This is a genomic window from Microbacterium sp. NPDC056052 (assembly GCF_042266785.1).
In the GTDB taxonomy this organism is placed as follows: Bacteria; Actinomycetota; Actinomycetes; order Actinomycetales; family Microbacteriaceae; genus Microbacterium.
In genome coordinates, this window is the sequence record NZ_JBHJWV010000004.1 from 104,541 (window position 1) to 123,022 (window position 18,482).

Genomic DNA, 18,482 nt, shown 5'->3' on the forward strand with positions numbered 1-18,482 from the left:
TTCGCCCGATTTGGGAAAGGAGGTGGATGCATGGACGATCAGCTTCCCCGAGTCGGTGACACGATCACCGCGACGGTCACGAAGGCGCTGCCGTTCGGCGTGCTCGTGGAGTGCGCCGACGTTCCGGGCCTGGTGCGTGGCACGCACGAGGCGCCGGACGCACGGCTGACCCTGCGCGTGGTCGAGGTCGACGACGCCCAGGGTCGCTTCGCGGCCGAGCTCGCCTGAGCCGCCACGCCAGGCGGCTTCCACACAGAAACGAAGAAGGCCCGGATCTCTCGATCCGGGCCTTCTTCTCACTGTGCGCGAGGGGGGACTTGAACCCCCACGCCCTTGCAGGCACTGGCACCTGAAGCCAGCGCGTCTACCTATTCCGCCACTCGCGCATGTCGGTCCTCACGAACCAACCTCCCGAGAATATCACGCCTCGGCGCGCACTCCGAACCCGCGCTGCACCCGGCCGTGTCGAGTGCACGGTTCCCCGCCGAGTGCACGGCTTGTCCGCGCGAGCGCCCCGTGCACTCGACAGGATCCCGTCCACTCGGCGGCGAAGCCGTGAGCGCGCGCGGGCAGGCGCCGGATCACGCCGTCCGGGGGATCATTCAGGCCGTGTCGCTAACATGGCCCTACCGATCGGTGAGCCATGGGAGCCCAGTGGGACTACTAGACAGCTTTGAGAAGGGTCTCGAGCGCGCTGTGAACAGCGCGTTCGCGAAGACCTTCCGCAGCGGCATCCAGCCCGTGGAGATCGCTTCGGCACTGCGTCGCGAGATGGACACGAAGGCTGCTGTCGTCAGCCGCGACCGCATCATCGTGCCCAGCACCTTCCTCGTGCACCTGAGCGGCGAGGACGCGACGGCCATGCACGGACTCGGGTCCGCCCTCATCGACGAGCTGCACGTCCTGGTCAAGGAGCACGCCCGCGCGCAGGGATACAGCTTCTCCGGCCCCGTGGACATCGCCCTCGAAGCCGACGACAAGCTCGCCACGGGCACCGTGCGCGTCGAATCCGCCTCCACGCGCAGCAGCGGTCGCGTCACCTGGCAGGCCGTCGTCACCACGGGCGGCGCCCGCTACCCCGTCACCAAGGCGCGCACGGTCATCGGCCGCGGCAGCGACGCCGACATCACCATCAGCGATGCCGGATCCAGCCGCAAGCACGCCGAGGTGCTGTGGGACGGCGATCACGCCATGCTCCGCGACCTCGGCTCCACCAACGGCACCAAGCTCAACGGTCAGCGCGTGCGCGAGGCCCAGCTGGAGAGCGGCATGGTCATCACGATCGGCCGCACGGACCTGACGTTCGAGGTCGTGCCCGTCTCAGAGCCGGTCCGCGGCGGCCGCGGCGGCGACGCCACGCGCGCGTTCGGGGTCAATCCGTGAGCGCGGCCCGCGAAAGCGCGACGAGCGCCCCATCCGCGAGGAGCAGCCGCCATGAGTGAACTGACGCTCCTCCTCCTGCGCATCGGCTTCCTCGTGCTGATGTGGTTCTTCGTCTTCGCGGTCGTCTATTCGCTCCGCGCGGATCTGTTCGGCGTGCGCGTGCGCAAGCTGCCCCAGGCCGAGGCCGCAGCGAGCGCCCCCGCGGCGAAGCCGGCCCCTGCACCCGCGAAAGCCCCGGCCGCGCCGAGGAGCAGACCCGGCGGACCCGCCACCACGTCCACCGTCGCCAAGCTCGTCATCACGTCGGGCCCCAAGGCCGGCCTCGAGGTGCCGCTGGGATCCGAGCCGATGTCGATCGGCCGCTCGAGCGAATCCGGGCTGGTCATCCGCGACGACTACACGTCCAGCCATCACGCACGTCTGCTGCTGTGGGGCGACCAGTGGATGCTGCAGGATCTCGACTCCACGAACGGCACGTTCCTGAGCGGCGAGCGCGTCGGCGCCCCCGTCGCCGTGTCGATCGGCGCCCCCATCAAGGTGGGCGCCACGACCTTCGAGCTGCGGGCGTAACCGGCGGCCATGGTCTTCGAAGGCTCGAGCGCCGCGATCTCCCACACCGGGAAGGTCCGCTCCAACAATCAGGACTCCGGCTACGCCGGGGCGAACCTGTTCGTCGTCGCCGACGGCATGGGCGGCCACGCGGGCGGCGACGTCGCCAGCAGTCTCGCGATCCACCGGCTGCAGAACCTCGACCACGCCTACCCCTCGACCATGGACGCGGAGGCCTCGCTGCAGGCCGCCGCCACGACCGCCGCGGGCGACATGATCCGCGCCGTCAAGGACCGTCCGGAGCTCGCCGGCCTCGGCACCACGCTCGACGCGATCATCATGGTCGACGACTACGCCGTCATCGGCCACATCGGCGACTCCCGCATCTATCTCTACCGCGACGAGACGCTCACCCAGATCACCACCGACCACACGTTCGTGCAGCGCCTGGTCGACTCGGGCCGGATCACGCCGGAGGAGGCGCGGTACCACCCGCGCCGCTCCGTGCTCATGCGGGTGCTCAGCGACATGGACGCGGATCCCGAGCTCGACATGTTCGTCATGCCGACCCTGCCCGGCGATCGCTGGCTGCTGTGCTCCGACGGCCTCTCCGGCGTCGTCGACGAAGTGCACATGGAGAAGACGCTGCGGCTGGGCATGGCCCCCGGGCGCACCGCGGACGGCCTGCTGAAGTATGCGCTCGACGGCGGCGCCCCCGACAACGTCACGATCGTGATCGTCGACGTCGGCGGCCAGCACCCGGTGCTCTCCGGATCCGCGACCGTCGTCGGCGCCGCGGCGAACCCGCAGGGCATCATCGTGCCCGCCGCGCGCCCGGCACGCCCGAGCTGGCTGCACCCCGTGCGCCAGGCGGCGAACGAGCCGACGCACTTCGAGCCCGCCGCCGACTACCTCGAGGAGCTCATCGAGGAGGACCACCGCCGCTCGGTGCGCCGCAGGGTCGGATGGATCACCGGCCTCCTCGTGGTGATCGCGCTCATGGCTGCCGCGCTCTTCGGCGCCTACGCGTGGACGCAGACCCGCTACTTCGTGGGGGTCGACTCCGAGTCCGACACGGTCGCGGTGTTCCAGGGGATCCAGCAGGACCTCGGACCGATCTCGCTCTCCCACGTGTACGAGGACACCGGCATCAAGATGTCCGACCTGCCCAGCTTCAACCAGTCGCTCGTGCAGCAGACCATCACCGCACGCTCCCTCGACGACGCGACGGCCATCGTCGGGCGCCTCCGCGCCTCGGCCGGGACGGGGAAGACGCCATGACCGCCACCGCACCCGCCCCCCACGCCGGCGACGTCGCGGCCGACACGGCCGTGCTGCGCGCGCTGCGGAGGATCCGCGGCCCGCAGACGCAGCGCAACCGCGAGTTCTGGCTCCTGCTGTTCGCCGTGGTCGTCGCGGGCACGGCTCTCACCCTCGTGCAGCTCGGCGCCCTCGGCCGCATCGATCCGATGATCCTTCTCATCGGCGGCGGGCTCGCCGTGCTCGTATTCGCCCTGCACGTCGTGCTGCGCTTCGTCGCGAGCGATGCGGATCCGTTCGTGCTCCCGATCGCCACGCTCCTCACCGGCGTCGGAATCGCGGAGATCTACCGCATCGACATCGCCAACCACGCCACGGGCTGGAACGCGTCGTCCAACAAGCAGCTCATGTGGATGGCGATCTCCGTGGCCGGCGCGATCGCCCTCGTGATCTTCCTGCGCAACTACCGCGTGCTGTACAAGTACACGTACCTCTCCGGGCTGGCGGGCCTCGTGCTGCTGATCCTGCCCTTCATCCCCGGCCTCAAGGCCGACGCGAACGCCGACGTCTGGATCTCGATCGGCGGGCTCGGCTTCCAGCCGGGCGAGCTCTCGAAGATCTTCCTGGCGATCTTCTTCGCGGGCTACCTCGTGCGCACGAGGGAGAGCCTGTCGTCCGTGGGCAAGCGCTTCGCCGGCATCACCTGGCCGCGTATGCGCGAACTGGGGCCCGTGATCGTGGTCTGGCTGATCTCGCTCGCCATCATCGTCGCGCAGCACGACCTCGGCACCGGAGTGCTCATCTTCGGCATGTTCATCGTCATGCTCTACGTCGCGACCGGGAAGACGAGCTGGGTGCTCATCGGCGTCGTGGGCGTGGTGATCGGCGTCGCCGTGGTGTCGCAGTTCCTGACCTACGTGCAGAACCGCTTCAACACCTGGATCAACGCCTTCGACCCCGACCTCATGGAGGACCAGAGCTACCAGCTCACGCAGGGCATCTTCGGCCTCGCGCACGGCGGACTGATCGGCACGGGCCTCGGCCAGGGGCGCCCGCAGATCACGCCGGTCGCGGAGAGCGACTTCATCATCACCAGCCTGGGCGAGGAGATCGGCCTGATCGGCCTGTTCGCCGTCCTGTGCCTGTACATGGTGTTCGTCAGCCGGGGCCTGCGGATCGGCGTCGCAGGTCAGGACGACTTCGGCAAGCTGCTCGCGGTGGGCGTCTCGTTCACGATCGGCCTGCAGGTCTTCATCATGGTCGGCGGCGTCACCCGGGTGATCCCGCTGACCGGCCTCACCACGCCGTTCCTCGCGGCGGGAGGCTCGTCCCTCATCGCCAACTGGCTCATCGTCGGTCTGCTGCTGCGGATCTCCGACGGCGTGCGCCGCCAACCCAGGGTGGTGATCGGATGACGACCCTTCGTCTCGCTCCGCTCGCTCAGGGACCGATGAGCACGACACCCCAGGGGGTGCCGCATGACTAAAGAACTCCGGAGGATCAGCATCCTCGTGCTGGTCATGTTCCTCGCGCTGTTCGGCTCGGTGAGCTGGATCCAGGTCGTGCAGGCGGATGCGCTCGCGCAGAACGACGCCAACCGGCGCACCCGGCTGGACAGCTACGAGATCCAGCGCGGATCCATCCTCGCCGGCGACACGCCGATCGCGACCTCGACGCCGTCGGGTGACATGTACTCCTTCCAGCGGGTGTACACGGATCCGCAGATGTGGTCCGCCGTCACCGGCTACTACAACCCGGCGCTGGGCAGCGCGACCGGCATCGAGAAGGCCATGAACAGCGAGCTCAGCGGCACCGGGGGCTCGAACTTCCTCTCGTCGATCGAACGCATCGTCTCGGGCCAGCCGCAGAAGGGCGCCAACGTGCGCCTCAGCCTCGACCCAGTGGCCCAGAAGGCCGCCTACGACGCGCTGCAGGGCTACCAGGGCGCCGTCGTCGCGATCGAGCCGAAGACGGGCCGGATCCTCGCGATGGTCTCCACCCCCGGCTACGACACGAACAGCCTCGCCGTGCACGACTCGCAGGCCGCCAACGCCACCTACGACGGCCTCGTCGCCGACCCGAACAAGCCGCTGTCGAACCGCGCCATCGGCGGGAACATGAACCCGCCCGGCTCCACGTTCAAGCTCGTCGTGGCCGCCGCAGCGCTCGACTCCGGCAAGTTCACGATGCAGTCGACCTTCCCGAACCCCGCCTCTTTCACGCTGCCGGGCACCAGCACCGCGGTGCACAACTCATGGGGCGGGCCCTGCCCCGCCGGCGACGGGCAGACCGTGAGTCTCGCCGATGCCATCCGGTTCAGCTGCAACGTCCCGATGGCCGAGCTCGCCGTGCAGCTCGGAGACAAGGCGATCCGCACTTCCGCGGAGAAGTTCGGCTTCGACAAGGCGTTCTCGCTCCCGCTGGAGTCGACCGCGTCCACGTACCCGAAGAGCCTCTCGGCCGACAAGACCGGCCTCACGGGCTTCGGGCAGGGCGACGTGCGGGCGACCCCGCTGCAGATGGCAATGGTCTCGGCCGGCATCGCGAACAACGGCCTCGTGATGAACCCGCGCATGGTGGATCAGGTCCTCGGCGACGACCTGTCGGTGCTGAAGCAGATCGGGAACACCGAGTTCGGGCAGGCGATGAGCTCGGACCAGGCCGCGGCGATCACCGCCGCCATGCAGGCGTCGGTCTCAAGCGGCGCGGCGCAGGGTGCAAGAATAGACGGAGTCGACGTGGCCGGTAAGACGGGCACAGCGGAGAACGGTGACACGGACCCCTACACGCTGTGGTTCACCGGCTTCGCGCCCGCTTCGAACCCGGAGATCGCCGTTGCGGTCGTCGTCGAAGACGGCGGTGGGCAGGGACAATCCGGATCCGGTGATGCGATCGCATCACCGATTGCCAAGAAGGTCATGGAGGCGGTGCTGAAGAAATGAGGCCGACGCAGGGTGTGCATTTCGGCGGTCGCTACGAGCTGCAGTCTCGGATCGCCATCGGTGGCATGGGCGAGGTGTGGGAGGCGACCGACCACGTCATCGGCCGGACCGTCGCCATCAAGATCCTCAAGGACGAGTACATGGGGGATCCTGGCTTCCTCGAGCGCTTCCGCGCCGAGGCCCGCCACGCCGCCCTCGTGAACCACGAGGGCATCGCGAGCGTGTTCGACTACGGCGAGGAGAACGGCTCGGCCTACCTCGTCATGGAGCTCGTCCCCGGCGAGGCCCTCTCCACGATCATCGAGCGCGAGGGATCCCTCAGCGCCGACAAGACGCTCGACATCGTCGCGCAGACCGCCTCCGCGCTGCAGGCCGCGCACGCCGCGGGCCTCGTGCACCGCGACATCAAGCCGGGCAACCTGCTGATCACCCCGGACGGCCGGGTCAAGATCACCGACTTCGGCATCGCGCGCATCGCCGACCAGGTGCCGCTCACGGCCACCGGTCAGGTCATGGGCACCGTGCAGTACCTCTCGCCCGAGCAGGCCTCCGGTCACGCCGCATCGCCGGCCACCGACATCTACTCGCTCGGCATCGTCGCGTACGAGTGCCTGGCCGGGAAGCGCCCGTTCACGGGCGAGTCGCAGGTCGCGATCGCGATGGCGCAGATCAACGACACCCCGCCGCCGCTGCCGGCGACCGTGCCGCAGCCCGTGCAGAACCTCGTCATGGCCATGATCGCGAAGAAGCCGGCCGACCGGCCGAGCTCCGCGGCCACGGTCGCCCGCGCCGCCCAGGCGCTGCGCCGCGGCGACCTGAACTCGGCCGCGATCGCGGTGCCGGCGGTCATCGCCGGCGTCGTGGGCGCCGGTGCTGTCGCGGGAGCCGCCGGCGACGACGCCATGACGCAGCTCCTCGGCGCGACGCAGGGCGCGACGACGATCATGCCGACGACCGCGCAGATCCCGACCGAGGCCGACGAGGCCCCGGAGAAGAAGAAGAAGCGCAGCCCCTGGACCTGGCCGCTCATCGCACTCATCGCGCTGCTGATCATCGTGCTCGGCGGCACGGTGTGGGCGCTGCTGTCGAATCAGAAGGCGCCGGAGCCCGCTCCGTCGACGACGAGCTCGCAGACCACGCCCTCCAAGACGCCGAGCAAGACGCCGACGCCCACGCCCACTGCCGACACCGTCTCGCTCGGCACACTCGGCCTGATCGGGCAGACGTGCGACGCCGCCGTGCAGACCCTCAAGGGCGCGGGCCTCGACGGCACCTGTTCCACGGGCGACCACGCCCCGGCGCAGGACAAGGTGGGCACGGTCTACAGCACGGATCCCAGCGGCGGCAACGTCAAGAAGGGCACCGTCGTTCAGCTGGCGGTGTACGGGGACCTCGTGCCGATCGGCGCACCCGACTCGGCTCCGAAGCTCGCCGGCCCCGCCACCGCGGGTGGAACCGTGGGGCTGAGCTGGGCCGGCTTCGTATGCCCGAGCGGCACCGGCAACGTGTCCGGCTACGTGGTGACCCTCACCAACGCGACGTTCGTCGGCGACGGATCTTCCCAGAAGACCTTCGACGCCGGCACGCTCAACGCCGAGATCTCGATCGCCAATCAGCCGGGAGCACAGGTCACCGCGACCTACCTGGCTCTGTGCGGCGACAGCAAGCGCGAGAGCGGTCCGTCGCCGCAGATGGCGGATCCGATCGTGCCGGGCACCGGCCCTGTCTCACCATCGCCAACGCCCTGAGCGGCCCGAAAGCAAGAAGAAACAAGAGAACCAGGGGGGTCCTCTGTGGCGACGATCACGCGCGTCATGGCCGGTCGCTACCGCGTCGATGACCTCATCGGCCGCGGTGGCATGGCACATGTGCACCGGGGCTACGACCTGACCCTCGGCCGCGAGGTCGCGATCAAGATCCTCGACCGCGAGCTGGCTCGCGACGCGGCGTTCCGTACGCGCTTCCGGATGGAGGCGCAGGCGGCGTCGCGCATGTCGCACCCCTCGATCGTGCGCGTCTTCGACGCGGGCGAGGACAGCACTCCGGAGGCCGGCGGCACTCCCGCCGAGCCGGTGCCCTTCATCGTCATGGAGCTCGTGCCCGGCGATCTGCTGAAGGACATCATCGCGCGCGGCCCCGTGCCGACCGTCGACGCCGTGCGCTATGCGGACGGGATCCTCGAGGCGCTGGAGTACTCCCACCGCGCCGGCGTCGTGCACCGCGACATCAAGCCGGGCAACGTCAAGGTGACCCCGGACGGCACGGTCAAGGTGATGGACTTCGGGATCGCCCGGGCCGTCTCCGACTCCTCCTCCACGGTCGCCGAGACCACGCAGATCATCGGCACGGCCGCGTACTTCTCGCCGGAGCAGGCCAAGGGCGAGCAGGTCGACGCCCGCACCGACCTGTACTCCGCGGGCATCGTGCTGTACGAGATGCTCACCGGACGCCAGCCCTTCCGCGGGGAATCCCCGGTGGCCGTCGCCTATCAGCACGTCAGCGAGACGCCGCTGCCGCCGAGCGAGGTGCATGACGAGGAGCACCCCGCCGCCGAGCTCGAGCGCATCCGCGCCCTGGATCCCGTCGTGCTGCGCGCGATGGCGAAGGATCCGTTCCAGCGCTTCCCCGATGCCGTCTCGTTCCGCACGGCGCTCGACGACGCCGTGACCGGCGCCGTGCCCACGAAGAAGCAGCTGTCCTCGCTCACCAGCGAGCTGTACGGCCCGAACCCGCGGCACGCGCAGGAGACCGCGCGCACACTGCGCCAGCTCTCCACCGACACGACCATGACGCGGACGCAGTCGGGACCGCCGGTGGCGTGGATCTGGGCCGGCGTCGCGCTGCTCGTCGTGCTGATGGCCTCCGTGCTGATCTGGGTGCTCGCGATCAAGCCCACCGCCGATGTGCCGACCGCCACGCGCTCGGTGCCGAGTCTTTCGGGCCAGACCTACGAGTCCGCGGTCGCGCTGCTGGCGAAGAACGACCTGCGCGCGATCCGCATCGATCAGGCGGATGCGACCGTCGACAAGGGCAAGGTCGTCAGCACGGAGCCGGAGGCCGGCGCGCACATGGACAAGGGCCAGTCGGTCACGGTCTACGTCTCCTCCGGCGCCGCCGAGGTCGCAGTCCCGCAGCTCGTGGGCCTCGGCGCCACTGCCGCCAAGGACGCCCTCTCCAAGGCGGGCCTGCAGCTCGGATCCATCCGCCAGGAGAACGACCCCCGCACGCAGCACGACATCGTGCTGTCCTCGAGCGTGCAGGCCGATACCAAGGTCGCGCCGGGAACCGTGGTCGACCTCGTCGTGGCCAGTGGCGTGGTGACCCTGAACAACCTCACCGGCTGGACGCTGGACTCGGCGACTCAGACGCTGCAGCAGTTGGGGCTGACCGCGAACCCGGTCGAGAACCCGAGCTGCAAGGCCACGGATCCGAAGACGGTCGCCTCGATGTCGGCGTCTCCCGGGGATGTGCCCGTGCTGTCGACGATCGACCTGACCTACTGCACCGGCAAGTGAGCAGAGCCTGACTCGGCTTCGACCAAGAGTTCGACGGCCGGCCTACGCCGCGCGCTATTCCGGGGCGCAGGGCGTAGGTCGGCCTCACGTTCTTCGCCGGCCTCGATGCCTCCTCAGCCTGCGCTGGCCTCCTGGGCCTTCAACCACGTCACGATCGCGCGATTGGTCTCCTCGGGCCGCTCCTGGTGAATCCAGTGCCCGCTGTCGAGGCTGGTCTCTTCGACGTTGGGCACGAACGTCGCGAGGTGTTCGGCCCGTGCGACGGCGTCGCGTTCACCGTAGATCATGAGCGCAGGCTGCTGGACGATCGGGTCGGCATCGGCCAGCTGATGCCAGGCTCGGTTGAGATTCCGATACCAGTTGATGCCTCCGGTGAATCCCGAGCTCTCGAACGCGGCGGTGTAGACCGATAGTTCGCTCTCACTGAGCAGCGGGTCACCGGAAGGCGTCTCGGTGCGAGCGGTCTCGATCAGCACCATGCCGGGCTGGGGCGGCATGACCGGCTCGTTCCTCCGATACAGGTTGTTGAGGAAGCGTGCCGGGTCCGCATCGAACACGGCGTCGGCGACTCCCGGCTTTCGGTTGAAGTGGACGAAGTAGTAGTCGCTACCGAGCACCGCCTCCATGAAGTCCAACCAGGGCACGTCGCCCCGCACCAGGTACGGCAGGCTCAGCGCGATCACCCCGCTGACGCGCTCCGGATGCAACAGCGTCAGGCTCCACACCACGAACGCCCCCCAGTCGTGACCGATGAAGGTCGCGTCGGCGTAGCCGAAGTGGTCGAGGAGGGCGACAAGATCGCCGGTCAGGTGCGCGATGTCGTAGGCGACCACCTCCGCGGGGCGCGAGGAGTTGCCATAGCCGCGCTGGTTGGGGGCGATCACGTGGTAGCCGGCCGCGACCAGCGCGGGCACCTGGTTGCGCCAGGTGTAGGCGAGATCGGGGAAGCCGTGGCAGAGCACGATCGGTCGTCCGGCATTGTGCTGGCCGGCCTCGAACACCTCCAGCTCGACGCCGTTGACGGCGATGATCGTCGGTTCGGGAAAGGAGGTCGGATTCGTTGCTGAGTTCATGATTCCACGCTAGGCAGGTAAACAGGTCACCCCACGACCGGTTTACCTGTCAGTGTTGTGGCATGCGATCCGATCGACTGGTGGCCATCCTCCTGATGCTGCAACGGCGCGATCAGGTCACCGCAGCGGAAGTCGCCGAAGAGCTCGAGGTGTCCGAGCGCACCGCACGTCGCGACCTCGATGCCCTGGGCATGGCGGGAATCCCGATCTACTCCGTGCAAGGCCGAGGCGGCGGATGGCGCCTCCTGGGTGGCGCCCGCACCGATCTCTCGGGTCTCACGGTGGGTGAGGCCCGAGCTCTGTTCCTGGTCGCGGGGCCGGCGGCGGCGGCGACGCCCGAGGTGAAGGCCGCACTCCGCAAGCTCGTCCGCGCACTGCCGGAGACCTTTCGCGCGCAGGCCGAAGCGGCGGCGGCGTCGCTGGTCGTGGACTCACGGCGATGGAACTCGCCCGGCACCGCCGACGCTCACCCGCCTCATTTCCTCGATGTGCTGCAGGACGCCGTGATCCGGGGAGTTCAGGTGCGGTTCGGCTACATCGATGCAGCAGGCAACGAGACCGAGAGGATCGTTCATCCCCTGGGGATCGTGGCGAAAGGACCCTCCTGGTACCTGGTCGCCCACACCGATACCGGCCAGCGGACATTCCGGATCGACAGGGTCACGGCCATTGCGGCCACCGATCACCCGGTCGCGCGCCCGGATGGATTCGACCTCGCCAAAAGCTGGCGTCAGTTCACGGACGATGCCGACCGTCTGCACACGCCGGTGGAGGTCCGCGCGACCTGCGCACCCGAGGGGCTCGAGTACCTTCGCACCGCACTGGGCGACAACCTCGACATCGGCGCAGCCGGTACAGACGGCCGCATCGCAGTGGTGTTCCGCGGGCCCAGCGAGTACGGGCTCGCCGGCCACCTCGCCGGGCTCGTCGAATGGCTCGAGATCTCCAGCCCACAGGGAGTCATCGATCACCTCGCGACCATCGGTGCTGCGCTCACCGACCGTTACGGCCCACCAGAACATCCCGCAGCACGGCACTGAAAGGTCGTCCGGGAGGATGACAGGCGGAGACCGGCCTCCGAGTTCTCACCCGACCCCGGATCAGGTCGCAGTCGGCGCGGGCTCGATGCTGACGTCACCGGGCGAGATCAACGGGCTCACCCACGGGAACACCCAGAACATCAGGCCGTAGAGCACGGCCGCGAGCAGCATGAGCACGATGATCAGCCGCACCCACCACGGGCCGGGGAGGATGCGCCAGAGAGCGCCGTACATCAGCTCACCGCCTTCAACGATTCCGGGGAGCCCAGTGCGCGGGGCTGGAAGCTCTCGAACACCCCGTACGCCACGATGCGCTCGGCGAGCGAGTAGAGCGGCGAGCACGCGGTGAGGGTGATGTACCGGCCGCCGGCCGCGCCGACCGTCTCCTGCGGCACGGGGTTCAGCACGTCGACGCTATCGGGCGTGACGTACTCGAGAGTGCGGAACCGATACGTGTACCACCCCTGCTCCGTCTCGATCACGATCGCGTCGTTCAGGTGCAACCGGTCGAGCTGGTTGAAGGGCTTGCCCCAGGTGGTGCGGTGGGCAGCCATCGTGACGTTGCCGGGCTGGCCGGGCATCCCGGACGTGGGGTAGACGCCGATCCAGCCATGGTCGAGGGTTTCGGGCCTGGTCACCCCGCCCGCGATCTGCACGTTGTAGTCGGATCCCCACCGCGGCACGTGCATCTGCGCGCCCCACGGGACGCCGTTCTCGGGCGGGGTCATCACGGGCGGTTCGTACCGGGGATGGGCGCTGTCCGCGCCGTTCCCGTCGTCGATCACGGGCGGCAGAGCAGGCACGGGCTCCTTCGCCCATGCCTGGGAGATCTGCTGCCCCTTGTCGTTCGCGGCGGCGCTCATGATGATGTCGCCCACCCACATCTGCCACGCGGCGTACAGCAGCACCACGACGCCCGCCGTCAGCAGCAGCTCGCCGAGCACGCTCACGACCGTGGCGCGCCGGCGCGGTCGTCCGCCTCGGCGGGCACGGCGCGTGGCGGCTCGCGGGGCGTCGGTCATCCCGCGATCCTATCGAGCGCACCGTGCCGCGGGATGACAGCCTGATGTCTGAGCGACCCGTTGGGTAGACTGTGCGCATGGCACGATCCCGCAAGCCCGAAGAAGCCGTCGCAGAGAAGGTCGACGGCGACGCCGCGCCCAACGCCGTGTGGTTCAAGCCGGTCATGGTCGGCTTCATGCTGCTGGGCCTCGCCTGGATCCTGGTCTTCTACATCACCGGTATGCAGTACCCGATCCCGCACCTGCAGTCCTGGAACCTGCTGATCGGTCTCGGCATCGCCCTGATCGGCTTCCTGATGACCACGCGCTGGCGCTGACACCGCGCCGCCCCGTTCTCAGAAACGCCCCCGCCTGCGCGGGGGCGTTTCTGCATTCCGGATCCGGTATCCCGCAGGGTTGTCCACGGATCCGAGGGGTTATCCACATTCTGGGGATGGATATACACATCCCCTCCCCGAAGTTATCCACAGATCTATCCCCATGTGGGGAGAATTACACGCCTGTCATTCCCTCGCCCGGGAGAACGACAAACGGCCCCCGCCCGAAGGCGAGGGCCGTTCCGGTCTTTCGGTCAGTGACCGGCGGTGATGAGCAGGGGAGGAACGATCGCGACCACGGCCAGCAACACGAGCACGAGCGCGGAGACGAGGCCGATCCACCAGAACTTCGTCGTGCCGCGGCCGCTCGTGCGAACGTAGATGAGCGCGACCAACGCGCCGACGACCGCGCCGCCGACATGCGCCTGCCAGGCCACCCCTGGGACGAGGAAGCCGTACACGAAGTTGATCACGAGCACGACAAGAATGCCGATCACGTTCGCTCCGAGATGACGACCCACCACGAGCAGCGCGGCGAGGAGTCCGAAGATCGCGCCGGAGGCGCCCACGGTCGGCGTTCCGGGCGACATCAGCGCGACGGCGACGGAACCGGCGAGTCCGCTCACGAGATAGAGGGTGAGGAACTTCGCACGGCCGATGAGCGGCTCCAGGCTCTGCCCGACCATCCACAGCGCGAGCATGTTCAGCCCCAGGTGGATGAATCCTCCGTGCACGAGCAGCGCCGTGAGCAGGCGCCAGGGCTCGAACGGCGCCCCGGACAAGGCCGGATACAGATTGCCGGCCCAGAATTGCAGGCTGTTCGTGATCACCCCGCCGATGCCCGGCACGAGCTGCAGCAGGCTCACCGCCGAGGTGATCGCGAGGATCCAGTACGTCACGATCGGACGCCCGCCCACGGCGGTCATCGACCGCGCTCCCCAGCGCCGGTTCGCACGGCGCTGGGCGGGCGTCTGGTTGCGCCGCTGCTCCTGCATGCACTCCGGGCAGATCACCCCGACCGGGGCCTGCGTCTGGCATTCCGGGCAGATCGTGCGCATGCATCGCTGGCACAGCACGAAGCTCTGCCGCCCGAGATGCCGGTAGCAGAAGTTGTCGGGATTCGCGTGGAACTCCGAAGTCGTCATCCGTGCGCTCCGGAATCCGGGTGCGGGATCAGTTCGCGACGATGTCGACGGACTGCAGCACCACGTCCTCGACCGGACGGTCGCCCGCTCCGGTGCGCACGGCGGCGATCTCGTCCACGACGGCCTTGGAGGCGTCGTCCGCGACCTCGCCGAAGATCGTGTGCTTGCCCTGCAGCCACGGGGTCGGGTCGGTCGTGATGAAGAACTGCGAGCCGTTGGTGCCCTCGGCCTGGCCGGTGATGGCGTTGCGGCGCAGGCCGGCGTTGGCCATCGCGAGGATGTAGGGCTCGCTGAAGTTCAGCTCGCCGTGGATCTCGTCGTTGAACGTGTACCCGGGGCCGCCGACGCCCTGCCCGAGCGGGTCGCCGCCCTGGATCATGAAGTTCGGGATGATCCGGTGGAAGATGACGTCCTTGTACAGCGCGCCCTCGCCGGGCTTGCCGGTGGCGGGGTGCGTCCAGGATCCGGTGCCGTCGGAGAGTTCGACGAAGTTCTTCACGGTGCGGGGGGCGTGGTCACCGTAGAGGTTGATGACGATGTCTCCGTGGTTGGTGTGCAGCGTGGCGACGTGAGTGGCGTGAGGCATGGGTCCATTCTCGCATCGGATCCCCTGCAGTCTCTGATTCCTCCAGGAACTTCTCCGACGCACACCCGCTACTCAGGAGCTTGTCTGGCAAGATGGTGAGTCCGAACCCCGTTTCGATTGGGAGGGCATCGTGAGCCTGAGCCGCAAGCGTCAGAAGGAACTCCGTCAGCTGCAGAGCGAGGCCGCCAAGCTGTGGGCCGCCCAGCAGGTCGTCGTCGGCGAGGCCGCCGGCATCGCCCGTGAGGCGGGTCGCCAGCTCGACAACTTCCGCCGCGAGCAGGTCGTGCCCACGGTGCAGGACGTGTACGAGCACCGTGTGGTCCCGGTCGTGGACAAGGGCGTCAAGTTCTCCCGCGACGTCGTCGACCACAAGGTCGTCCCGGCGATCGGCGGCGTCGTCGGATCCGCCCTCACCGCATGGGACATCGCGAACGCGAAGCGCACCGGAACCGCGCACACCCCGCGCGCCGTGCTCGCCGTGCCGGCCGAGCGCAAGAGCGGCCTCGGCATCGGCGCCGTGATCGCGATCGTCCTCGGCGCCGCGGCCGCCGTGGGCGTCCTGGTCGCGGCCTGGCAGGCGCTGCGCGCCGACGACGAGCTCTGGGTCGCGGACGACCCGCTGAACGCTCCCGAGGCGTGAGCGCCTCCGCTTCACCGGTCCCTGAGCCCGCCGAAGGGCGCGCGGACCGGTCGGATCCGCACGCCCGCGTGCGCGATGCCGCGGCCGAACGCGGCCTCGACATCGAGATCCGGCAGCGCCCGGCCGCCAACAGCCTCCCTGAGGCCGCGGCCCTGCTCGGCCTGGATCCGTCCGGCATCGTGAAGACGCTCGTGGTCAAGCGAAGCGACGACACGTTCCTGTTCGCGCTGATCCCCGGCGGGCGCAAGATCTCCTGGCCGAAGCTGCGCGCCCTGGTGGGCGTCAACCGGCTGAAGCTTCCGGATCCCGCCGTCGCGCTGGCCGCGACCGGCTACGAGCGCGGAACGATCGTCCCGATCGGCAGCACCACCGCGTGGCCGGTGTTCGCGGATGAGACGATCCGCGGTCGGCGGATCGCGATGGGCGCCGGCGCGCACGGGTACAGCCTGTTCGTCGACGGCGACGCCCTCCTCTCCGCGTACGACGCGACCGTCGCCGACATCTCCGAGCCGGAGTGATCCGCACACCCGTTCGCTGAACGCCCACCGCTGCCGCGACGGCGTTCCCGGTGCACACGGTCCTCTCGCCGCGGCACGACCCGGGCACGGCGGCTCGCTGCCCCGGGCGGCTCTGGGTTCCTTCCGCTTGTGGCGTACGCCGGCGGCGGCGTGTTCCTGCTCGCGGGTCAGCCGGCGGTCTGCTGCTCGCCGCCACGGGTTCGCCGCTCGCCCTCGTCGTGGCGATCGTGAACTCGTGGATCGCCCTGGTCGAGGTATTGCGCTGAGGTCAGCCGATCCGGCCGGCCATGCCGAGGGCGATGTCGACGAGTCGCACGCGCTGCAGGCCGGCGACCTCGTCGAGCGCGTACCAGGCGGCCATGTCGGTGGATCCGTTCTTCTCGAAACGGAGCCGCCCGCTCATGATCCGCGCGCGGTACACGATCCGCAGCGTGTGCAGCGGCTCGGTCGCGCCGGGCGTGACCCTGCGGCGGGCGGGGATGACTCGGGAGTGGATCCCGAGCAGCTCGTCGACGACCACCTTGTAGCCGGTCTCCTCGCGCACCTCGCGGCGGACGGCGGCCTCGGGATCCTCGCCCGGCTCCAGACCGCCTCCCGGCATGGTCCACGACACGCGTCGTCCCTCGGTCCACCGCGCCAGCAGCACCCGTCGATCTTCGTCGACGATGACCGCGTATGCCGCGACGCGCATGTCCATGGTTCACACCCTAGGACGTCACAGCCGGTATGGCGCGGTGAGCGCAGGCGCCGCCCTCTGCCGTGCGCGTTGCCGGATGCGCGGCGAGCCCCCGGGAACCGGCGCGAGGTGTGCCGCCGATCGATCAGTTCTGAAGAAGCGCCCGTCCGCGCGCGTTCATAGGCTGACGATGTCCCCGGATCCGCGGGGCGCCGATAGGAGGATGTCATGACCGAGAACACCGCCCCCGTGCTGACCGAGTTCGAGCGCGCCGCCGTGAAGGAGGCCGCGAAGGAGAGCCGCACCCGCGTCGCGCGGAAGAAGATCTCCGCCGAGGAGGCCCGCGCCGCCGGCGAGGCCGACGTGATGGCCAAGATCGCCGAGATGGATGGCGAGGACGGCGCACTGGCCGAGGCCCTGCACCGGCTGGTCGCCGAGAACGCCCCGCATCTCGTGCCCCGTACGTACTACGGCATGCCGGCCTGGGCCAACGGCGCCGGCAAGGTCGTCTGCTTCTTCAAGCCCAAGGCCAAGTTCAAGGTGCGCTACGCCACGTTCGAGTTCGAGTGGCCCGCCCGGCTCGACGAGGGCGCCGTGTGGCCGGTCTCCTATGCCGTGACCGCGCTCTCCGCCACCGACCTCGCCTTCCTCGGCGAGCGCATCCGCAAGGCCGCGCCCGCGGAGTGAGCCGCGCGTTCGTTCAGGTCGCGATCTCTGCGCGATCGGGGGCCGATTCGCCGCAGATACTGCGACCTGAGCCGTGGGGGATGAGATCCGGATCCGTCATTCGCCGCGCAGGTGCGCGGCGGTGAGTTCGGCCATCTCCTCGTCGCTGAGCTCGTCCATGCTGCGCGATTCCCGCCGGTCGGAACGGATCCATCGCATCATCAGGATCACCAGGATCGGCACATCGACGATCTCGGCGATGAACCACAGGAAGTCACCGGAGAGCTGCTGATCGCGGAGCGGGTTCGGGAACCAGAGCGGCAGCGCCCCCGACCAGGCGCTCGCGTGGTCGAAGACGACCGTGCCCAGGCGCAGCAGCACGCCGGGGATCGCGTCGAGCACGAGCTCCACGAACGCGAACATGAACTCGGCGACGATGAACAGGCTCGTGCGCGCGACCGTGTGCGCCGCCATCGGCAGGATCATCAGCAGTCCCAGCAACGGCACGATCGCCGACGCCACGCCCTCGGTGACCGGGTTGACGCGCAGCACCGCCGACAGCGGCGTGAAGAACACCGAGAACACCAGGCAGGTGAACACCGGCGCCATGATCGCGTTGCCGAAGAACCTCGCCAGCCAGGAGCGCAGGAAGCCGTTCACCCGCGCGCGGGGCCGCGTCGAGAGCACCGCGCGGGCCAGCGACACCGGGCGTCCCAGCGTGACCAGCACGGGCACGACGAACATGAGCAGGGCGATCCGCGTCGAGAAGGCCCAGCGCAGCGCCGGGCTCCAGGTGCCCAGGAACCCGAACGACACGACGGCGTAGGAGCCGAGGCCCAGCAGCAGAAACATCAGGGTCAGCCGCAGCGGCCAGCGGTGCCCCCTCCGTCGCAGCACCACCACACCGCCGAGGTAGAGGCCGGCGGCGGCGATCAGCACCGTGAGCGCGGTGGGATCCAGGCTCCAGGTGCTGAGGAAGACGGGGATGGGAGGCGTGGCGGATTCCGATCTGCAGGACGGCCGCCACGAGGCTACGCCCGGCTGCTATGCGGACGGTGAAGGCTCCCCTCGATCGTTCTCGGCCGGAGCGCTTAACGCCCGATGAACTCTCGCCGTCGAGTGCACGACGGCGGCCGTTCCCTCGGTCGGG

The 18,482-nt window shown here is 69.1% G+C and carries 20 protein-coding genes and 1 tRNA gene; 13 read left to right on the forward strand and 8 right to left on the reverse strand.

The annotated features are described in order from the left end of the window. Positions 1 to 30: 30 nt before the first annotated feature. Entirely contained in the window at positions 31 to 228 is a 198-nt protein-coding gene (locus ACFC1J_RS09410; protein ID WP_375904676.1) for a hypothetical protein, read from the forward strand. Between the two features lie 74 nt (positions 229 to 302). Here the strand turns inward: ACFC1J_RS09410 and ACFC1J_RS09415 are convergent. Beyond that, positions 303 to 386 (reverse strand) — tRNA-Leu (locus ACFC1J_RS09415). A 268-nt stretch (positions 387 to 654) separates the two neighbouring features. On the opposite strand from ACFC1J_RS09415, the gene ACFC1J_RS09420 reads away from it, so the two are divergent. The 7 genes from ACFC1J_RS09420 (at position 655) to pknB (ending at position 9,649) form a co-directional block, all read left to right on the forward strand. Continuing rightward, on the forward strand, positions 655 to 1,383 hold the full coding sequence (locus tag ACFC1J_RS09420; protein ID WP_375904678.1) for an FhaA domain-containing protein: 729 nt from the start codon (positions 655 to 657) through the stop codon (positions 1,381 to 1,383). 51 nt (positions 1,384 to 1,434) lie between these two features. Next, positions 1,435 to 1,953, forward strand: a complete 519-nt coding sequence (locus tag ACFC1J_RS09425; protein ID WP_375904680.1) for an FHA domain-containing protein — start codon at positions 1,435 to 1,437, stop codon at positions 1,951 to 1,953. 9 nt (positions 1,954 to 1,962) lie between these two features. Further along, the gene (locus tag ACFC1J_RS09430) at positions 1,963 to 3,213 is read left to right on the forward strand and encodes a PP2C family protein-serine/threonine phosphatase (protein ID WP_375904682.1); all 1,251 of its coding nucleotides are present in this window, start codon (positions 1,963 to 1,965) and stop codon (positions 3,211 to 3,213) included. After that, positions 3,210 to 4,607 (forward strand): FtsW/RodA/SpoVE family cell cycle protein, encoded by a 1,398-nt coding sequence (locus tag ACFC1J_RS09435; RefSeq protein ID WP_375904684.1) that lies wholly within the window; start codon positions 3,210 to 3,212, stop codon positions 4,605 to 4,607. Before ACFC1J_RS09430 ends, ACFC1J_RS09435 begins: the two co-directional genes overlap by 4 nt. Before the next feature lie 63 nt (positions 4,608 to 4,670). Then, the gene (locus ACFC1J_RS09440) at positions 4,671 to 6,134 is read left to right on the forward strand and encodes a peptidoglycan D,D-transpeptidase FtsI family protein (RefSeq protein ID WP_375904686.1); all 1,464 of its coding nucleotides are present in this window, start codon (positions 4,671 to 4,673) and stop codon (positions 6,132 to 6,134) included. Further along, the gene (locus ACFC1J_RS09445) at positions 6,131 to 7,882 is read left to right on the forward strand and encodes a serine/threonine protein kinase (protein ID WP_375904688.1); all 1,752 of its coding nucleotides are present in this window, start codon (positions 6,131 to 6,133) and stop codon (positions 7,880 to 7,882) included. The genes ACFC1J_RS09440 and ACFC1J_RS09445 overlap by 4 nt, the downstream gene beginning before the upstream one ends. Positions 7,883 to 7,948: 66 nt before the next feature. Then, positions 7,949 to 9,649: a Stk1 family PASTA domain-containing Ser/Thr kinase gene (pknB, locus tag ACFC1J_RS09450; protein ID WP_375905286.1), complete on the forward strand. Its 1,701-nt coding sequence runs from the start codon at positions 7,949 to 7,951 to the stop codon at positions 9,647 to 9,649. A gap of 113 nt (positions 9,650 to 9,762) precedes the next feature. Here pknB and ACFC1J_RS09455 read toward each other — a convergent pair whose 3' ends face one another. Continuing rightward, positions 9,763 to 10,722 carry an alpha/beta fold hydrolase gene (locus ACFC1J_RS09455; RefSeq protein WP_375904690.1) on the reverse strand — a complete coding sequence of 320 codons (960 nt, stop codon included), beginning with the start codon at positions 10,720 to 10,722 and terminating at the stop codon, positions 9,763 to 9,765. Between the two features lie 80 nt (positions 10,723 to 10,802). Here ACFC1J_RS09455 and ACFC1J_RS09460 point away from each other — a divergent pair, with 80 nt between their 5' ends. Further along, complete coding sequence (locus tag ACFC1J_RS09460) at positions 10,803 to 11,762, forward strand: helix-turn-helix transcriptional regulator (RefSeq protein ID WP_375904692.1); 960 nt, start codon at positions 10,803 to 10,805, stop codon at positions 11,760 to 11,762. A gap of 60 nt (positions 11,763 to 11,822) precedes the next feature. On the opposite strand, the gene ACFC1J_RS09465 is transcribed toward ACFC1J_RS09460, so the two are convergent. Both ACFC1J_RS09465 and ACFC1J_RS09470 read right to left on the reverse strand, forming a co-directional pair. Next, the gene (locus ACFC1J_RS09465) at positions 11,823 to 11,996 is read right to left on the reverse strand and encodes a hypothetical protein (RefSeq protein ID WP_375904694.1); all 174 of its coding nucleotides are present in this window, start codon (positions 11,994 to 11,996) and stop codon (positions 11,823 to 11,825) included. Beyond that, positions 11,996 to 12,784, reverse strand: coding sequence for a class E sortase (locus tag ACFC1J_RS09470; protein ID WP_375904696.1), 789 nt, complete (start codon positions 12,782 to 12,784; stop codon positions 11,996 to 11,998). Before ACFC1J_RS09470 ends, ACFC1J_RS09465 begins: the two co-directional genes overlap by 1 nt. A gap of 77 nt (positions 12,785 to 12,861) precedes the next feature. Here ACFC1J_RS09470 and ACFC1J_RS09475 point away from each other — a divergent pair, with 77 nt between their 5' ends. Further along, a complete protein-coding gene (locus tag ACFC1J_RS09475) occupies positions 12,862 to 13,101 on the forward strand; it encodes a cell division protein CrgA (RefSeq protein ID WP_375904698.1) in 240 nt (79 codons plus the stop codon). Between the two features lie 254 nt (positions 13,102 to 13,355). Here ACFC1J_RS09475 and ACFC1J_RS09480 read toward each other — a convergent pair whose 3' ends face one another. Both ACFC1J_RS09480 and ACFC1J_RS09485 read right to left on the reverse strand, forming a co-directional pair. Continuing rightward, on the reverse strand, positions 13,356 to 14,246 hold the full coding sequence (locus ACFC1J_RS09480; protein ID WP_375904700.1) for a rhomboid family intramembrane serine protease: 891 nt from the start codon (positions 14,244 to 14,246) through the stop codon (positions 13,356 to 13,358). A 28-nt stretch (positions 14,247 to 14,274) separates the two neighbouring features. Then, the gene (locus tag ACFC1J_RS09485; RefSeq protein WP_375904701.1) at positions 14,275 to 14,832 is read right to left on the reverse strand and encodes a peptidylprolyl isomerase; all 558 of its coding nucleotides are present in this window, start codon (positions 14,830 to 14,832) and stop codon (positions 14,275 to 14,277) included. A gap of 130 nt (positions 14,833 to 14,962) precedes the next feature. Here ACFC1J_RS09485 and ACFC1J_RS09490 point away from each other — a divergent pair, with 130 nt between their 5' ends. Continuing rightward, entirely contained in the window at positions 14,963 to 15,472 is a 510-nt protein-coding gene (locus tag ACFC1J_RS09490) for a DNA helicase (protein ID WP_375904703.1), read from the forward strand. A 68-nt stretch (positions 15,473 to 15,540) separates the two neighbouring features. Then, the gene (locus ACFC1J_RS09495) at positions 15,541 to 15,990 is read left to right on the forward strand and encodes an aminoacyl-tRNA deacylase (RefSeq protein WP_375905289.1); all 450 of its coding nucleotides are present in this window, start codon (positions 15,541 to 15,543) and stop codon (positions 15,988 to 15,990) included. A gap of 268 nt (positions 15,991 to 16,258) precedes the next feature. Here the strand turns inward: ACFC1J_RS09495 and ACFC1J_RS09500 are convergent, their stop codons facing one another. Next, the gene (locus ACFC1J_RS09500) at positions 16,259 to 16,687 is read right to left on the reverse strand and encodes an NUDIX hydrolase (protein ID WP_375904705.1); all 429 of its coding nucleotides are present in this window, start codon (positions 16,685 to 16,687) and stop codon (positions 16,259 to 16,261) included. 207 nt (positions 16,688 to 16,894) lie between these two features. On the opposite strand from ACFC1J_RS09500, the gene ACFC1J_RS09505 reads away from it, so the two are divergent. Continuing rightward, a complete protein-coding gene (locus ACFC1J_RS09505) occupies positions 16,895 to 17,353 on the forward strand; it encodes a hypothetical protein (protein WP_375904707.1) in 459 nt (152 codons plus the stop codon). Positions 17,354 to 17,449: 96 nt separating this feature from the next. Here ACFC1J_RS09505 and ACFC1J_RS09510 read toward each other — a convergent pair whose 3' ends face one another. Next, positions 17,450 to 18,271 (reverse strand): cytochrome c oxidase assembly protein, encoded by an 822-nt coding sequence (locus ACFC1J_RS09510; RefSeq protein ID WP_375904709.1) that lies wholly within the window; start codon positions 18,269 to 18,271, stop codon positions 17,450 to 17,452. Positions 18,272 to 18,482 lie beyond the last annotated feature (211 nt).

Bases quoted from the DNA above. Each gene is read 5' to 3' on its own strand.
- ACFC1J_RS09455 (WP_375904690.1), bottom strand. From the start codon at position 10,722: ATGAACTCAGCAACGAATCCGACCTCCTTTCCCGAACCGACGATCATC.
- ACFC1J_RS09440 (WP_375904686.1), top strand. From the start codon at position 4,671: ATGACTAAAGAACTCCGGAGGATCAGCATCCTCGTGCTGGTCATGTTC.
- ACFC1J_RS09445 (WP_375904688.1), top strand. From the start codon at position 6,131: ATGAGGCCGACGCAGGGTGTGCATTTCGGCGGTCGCTACGAGCTGCAG.
- ACFC1J_RS09505 (WP_375904707.1), top strand. From the start codon at position 16,895: ATGACCGAGAACACCGCCCCCGTGCTGACCGAGTTCGAGCGCGCCGCC.
- ACFC1J_RS09410 (WP_375904676.1), top strand. From the start codon at position 31: ATGGACGATCAGCTTCCCCGAGTCGGTGACACGATCACCGCGACGGTC.
- ACFC1J_RS09470 (WP_375904696.1), bottom strand. From the start codon at position 12,784: ATGACCGACGCCCCGCGAGCCGCCACGCGCCGTGCCCGCCGAGGCGGA.
- ACFC1J_RS09425 (WP_375904680.1), top strand. From the start codon at position 1,435: ATGAGTGAACTGACGCTCCTCCTCCTGCGCATCGGCTTCCTCGTGCTG.
- ACFC1J_RS09435 (WP_375904684.1), top strand. From the start codon at position 3,210: ATGACCGCCACCGCACCCGCCCCCCACGCCGGCGACGTCGCGGCCGAC.
- ACFC1J_RS09430 (WP_375904682.1), top strand. From the start codon at position 1,963: ATGGTCTTCGAAGGCTCGAGCGCCGCGATCTCCCACACCGGGAAGGTC.
- ACFC1J_RS09480 (WP_375904700.1), bottom strand. From the start codon at position 14,246: ATGACGACTTCGGAGTTCCACGCGAATCCCGACAACTTCTGCTACCGG.
- ACFC1J_RS09465 (WP_375904694.1), bottom strand. From the start codon at position 11,996: ATGTACGGCGCTCTCTGGCGCATCCTCCCCGGCCCGTGGTGGGTGCGG.
- ACFC1J_RS09485 (WP_375904701.1), bottom strand. From the start codon at position 14,832: ATGCCTCACGCCACTCACGTCGCCACGCTGCACACCAACCACGGAGAC.
- pknB (WP_375905286.1), top strand. From the start codon at position 7,949: ATGGCCGGTCGCTACCGCGTCGATGACCTCATCGGCCGCGGTGGCATG.
- ACFC1J_RS09475 (WP_375904698.1), top strand. From the start codon at position 12,862: ATGGCACGATCCCGCAAGCCCGAAGAAGCCGTCGCAGAGAAGGTCGAC.
- ACFC1J_RS09500 (WP_375904705.1), bottom strand. From the start codon at position 16,687: ATGGACATGCGCGTCGCGGCATACGCGGTCATCGTCGACGAAGATCGA.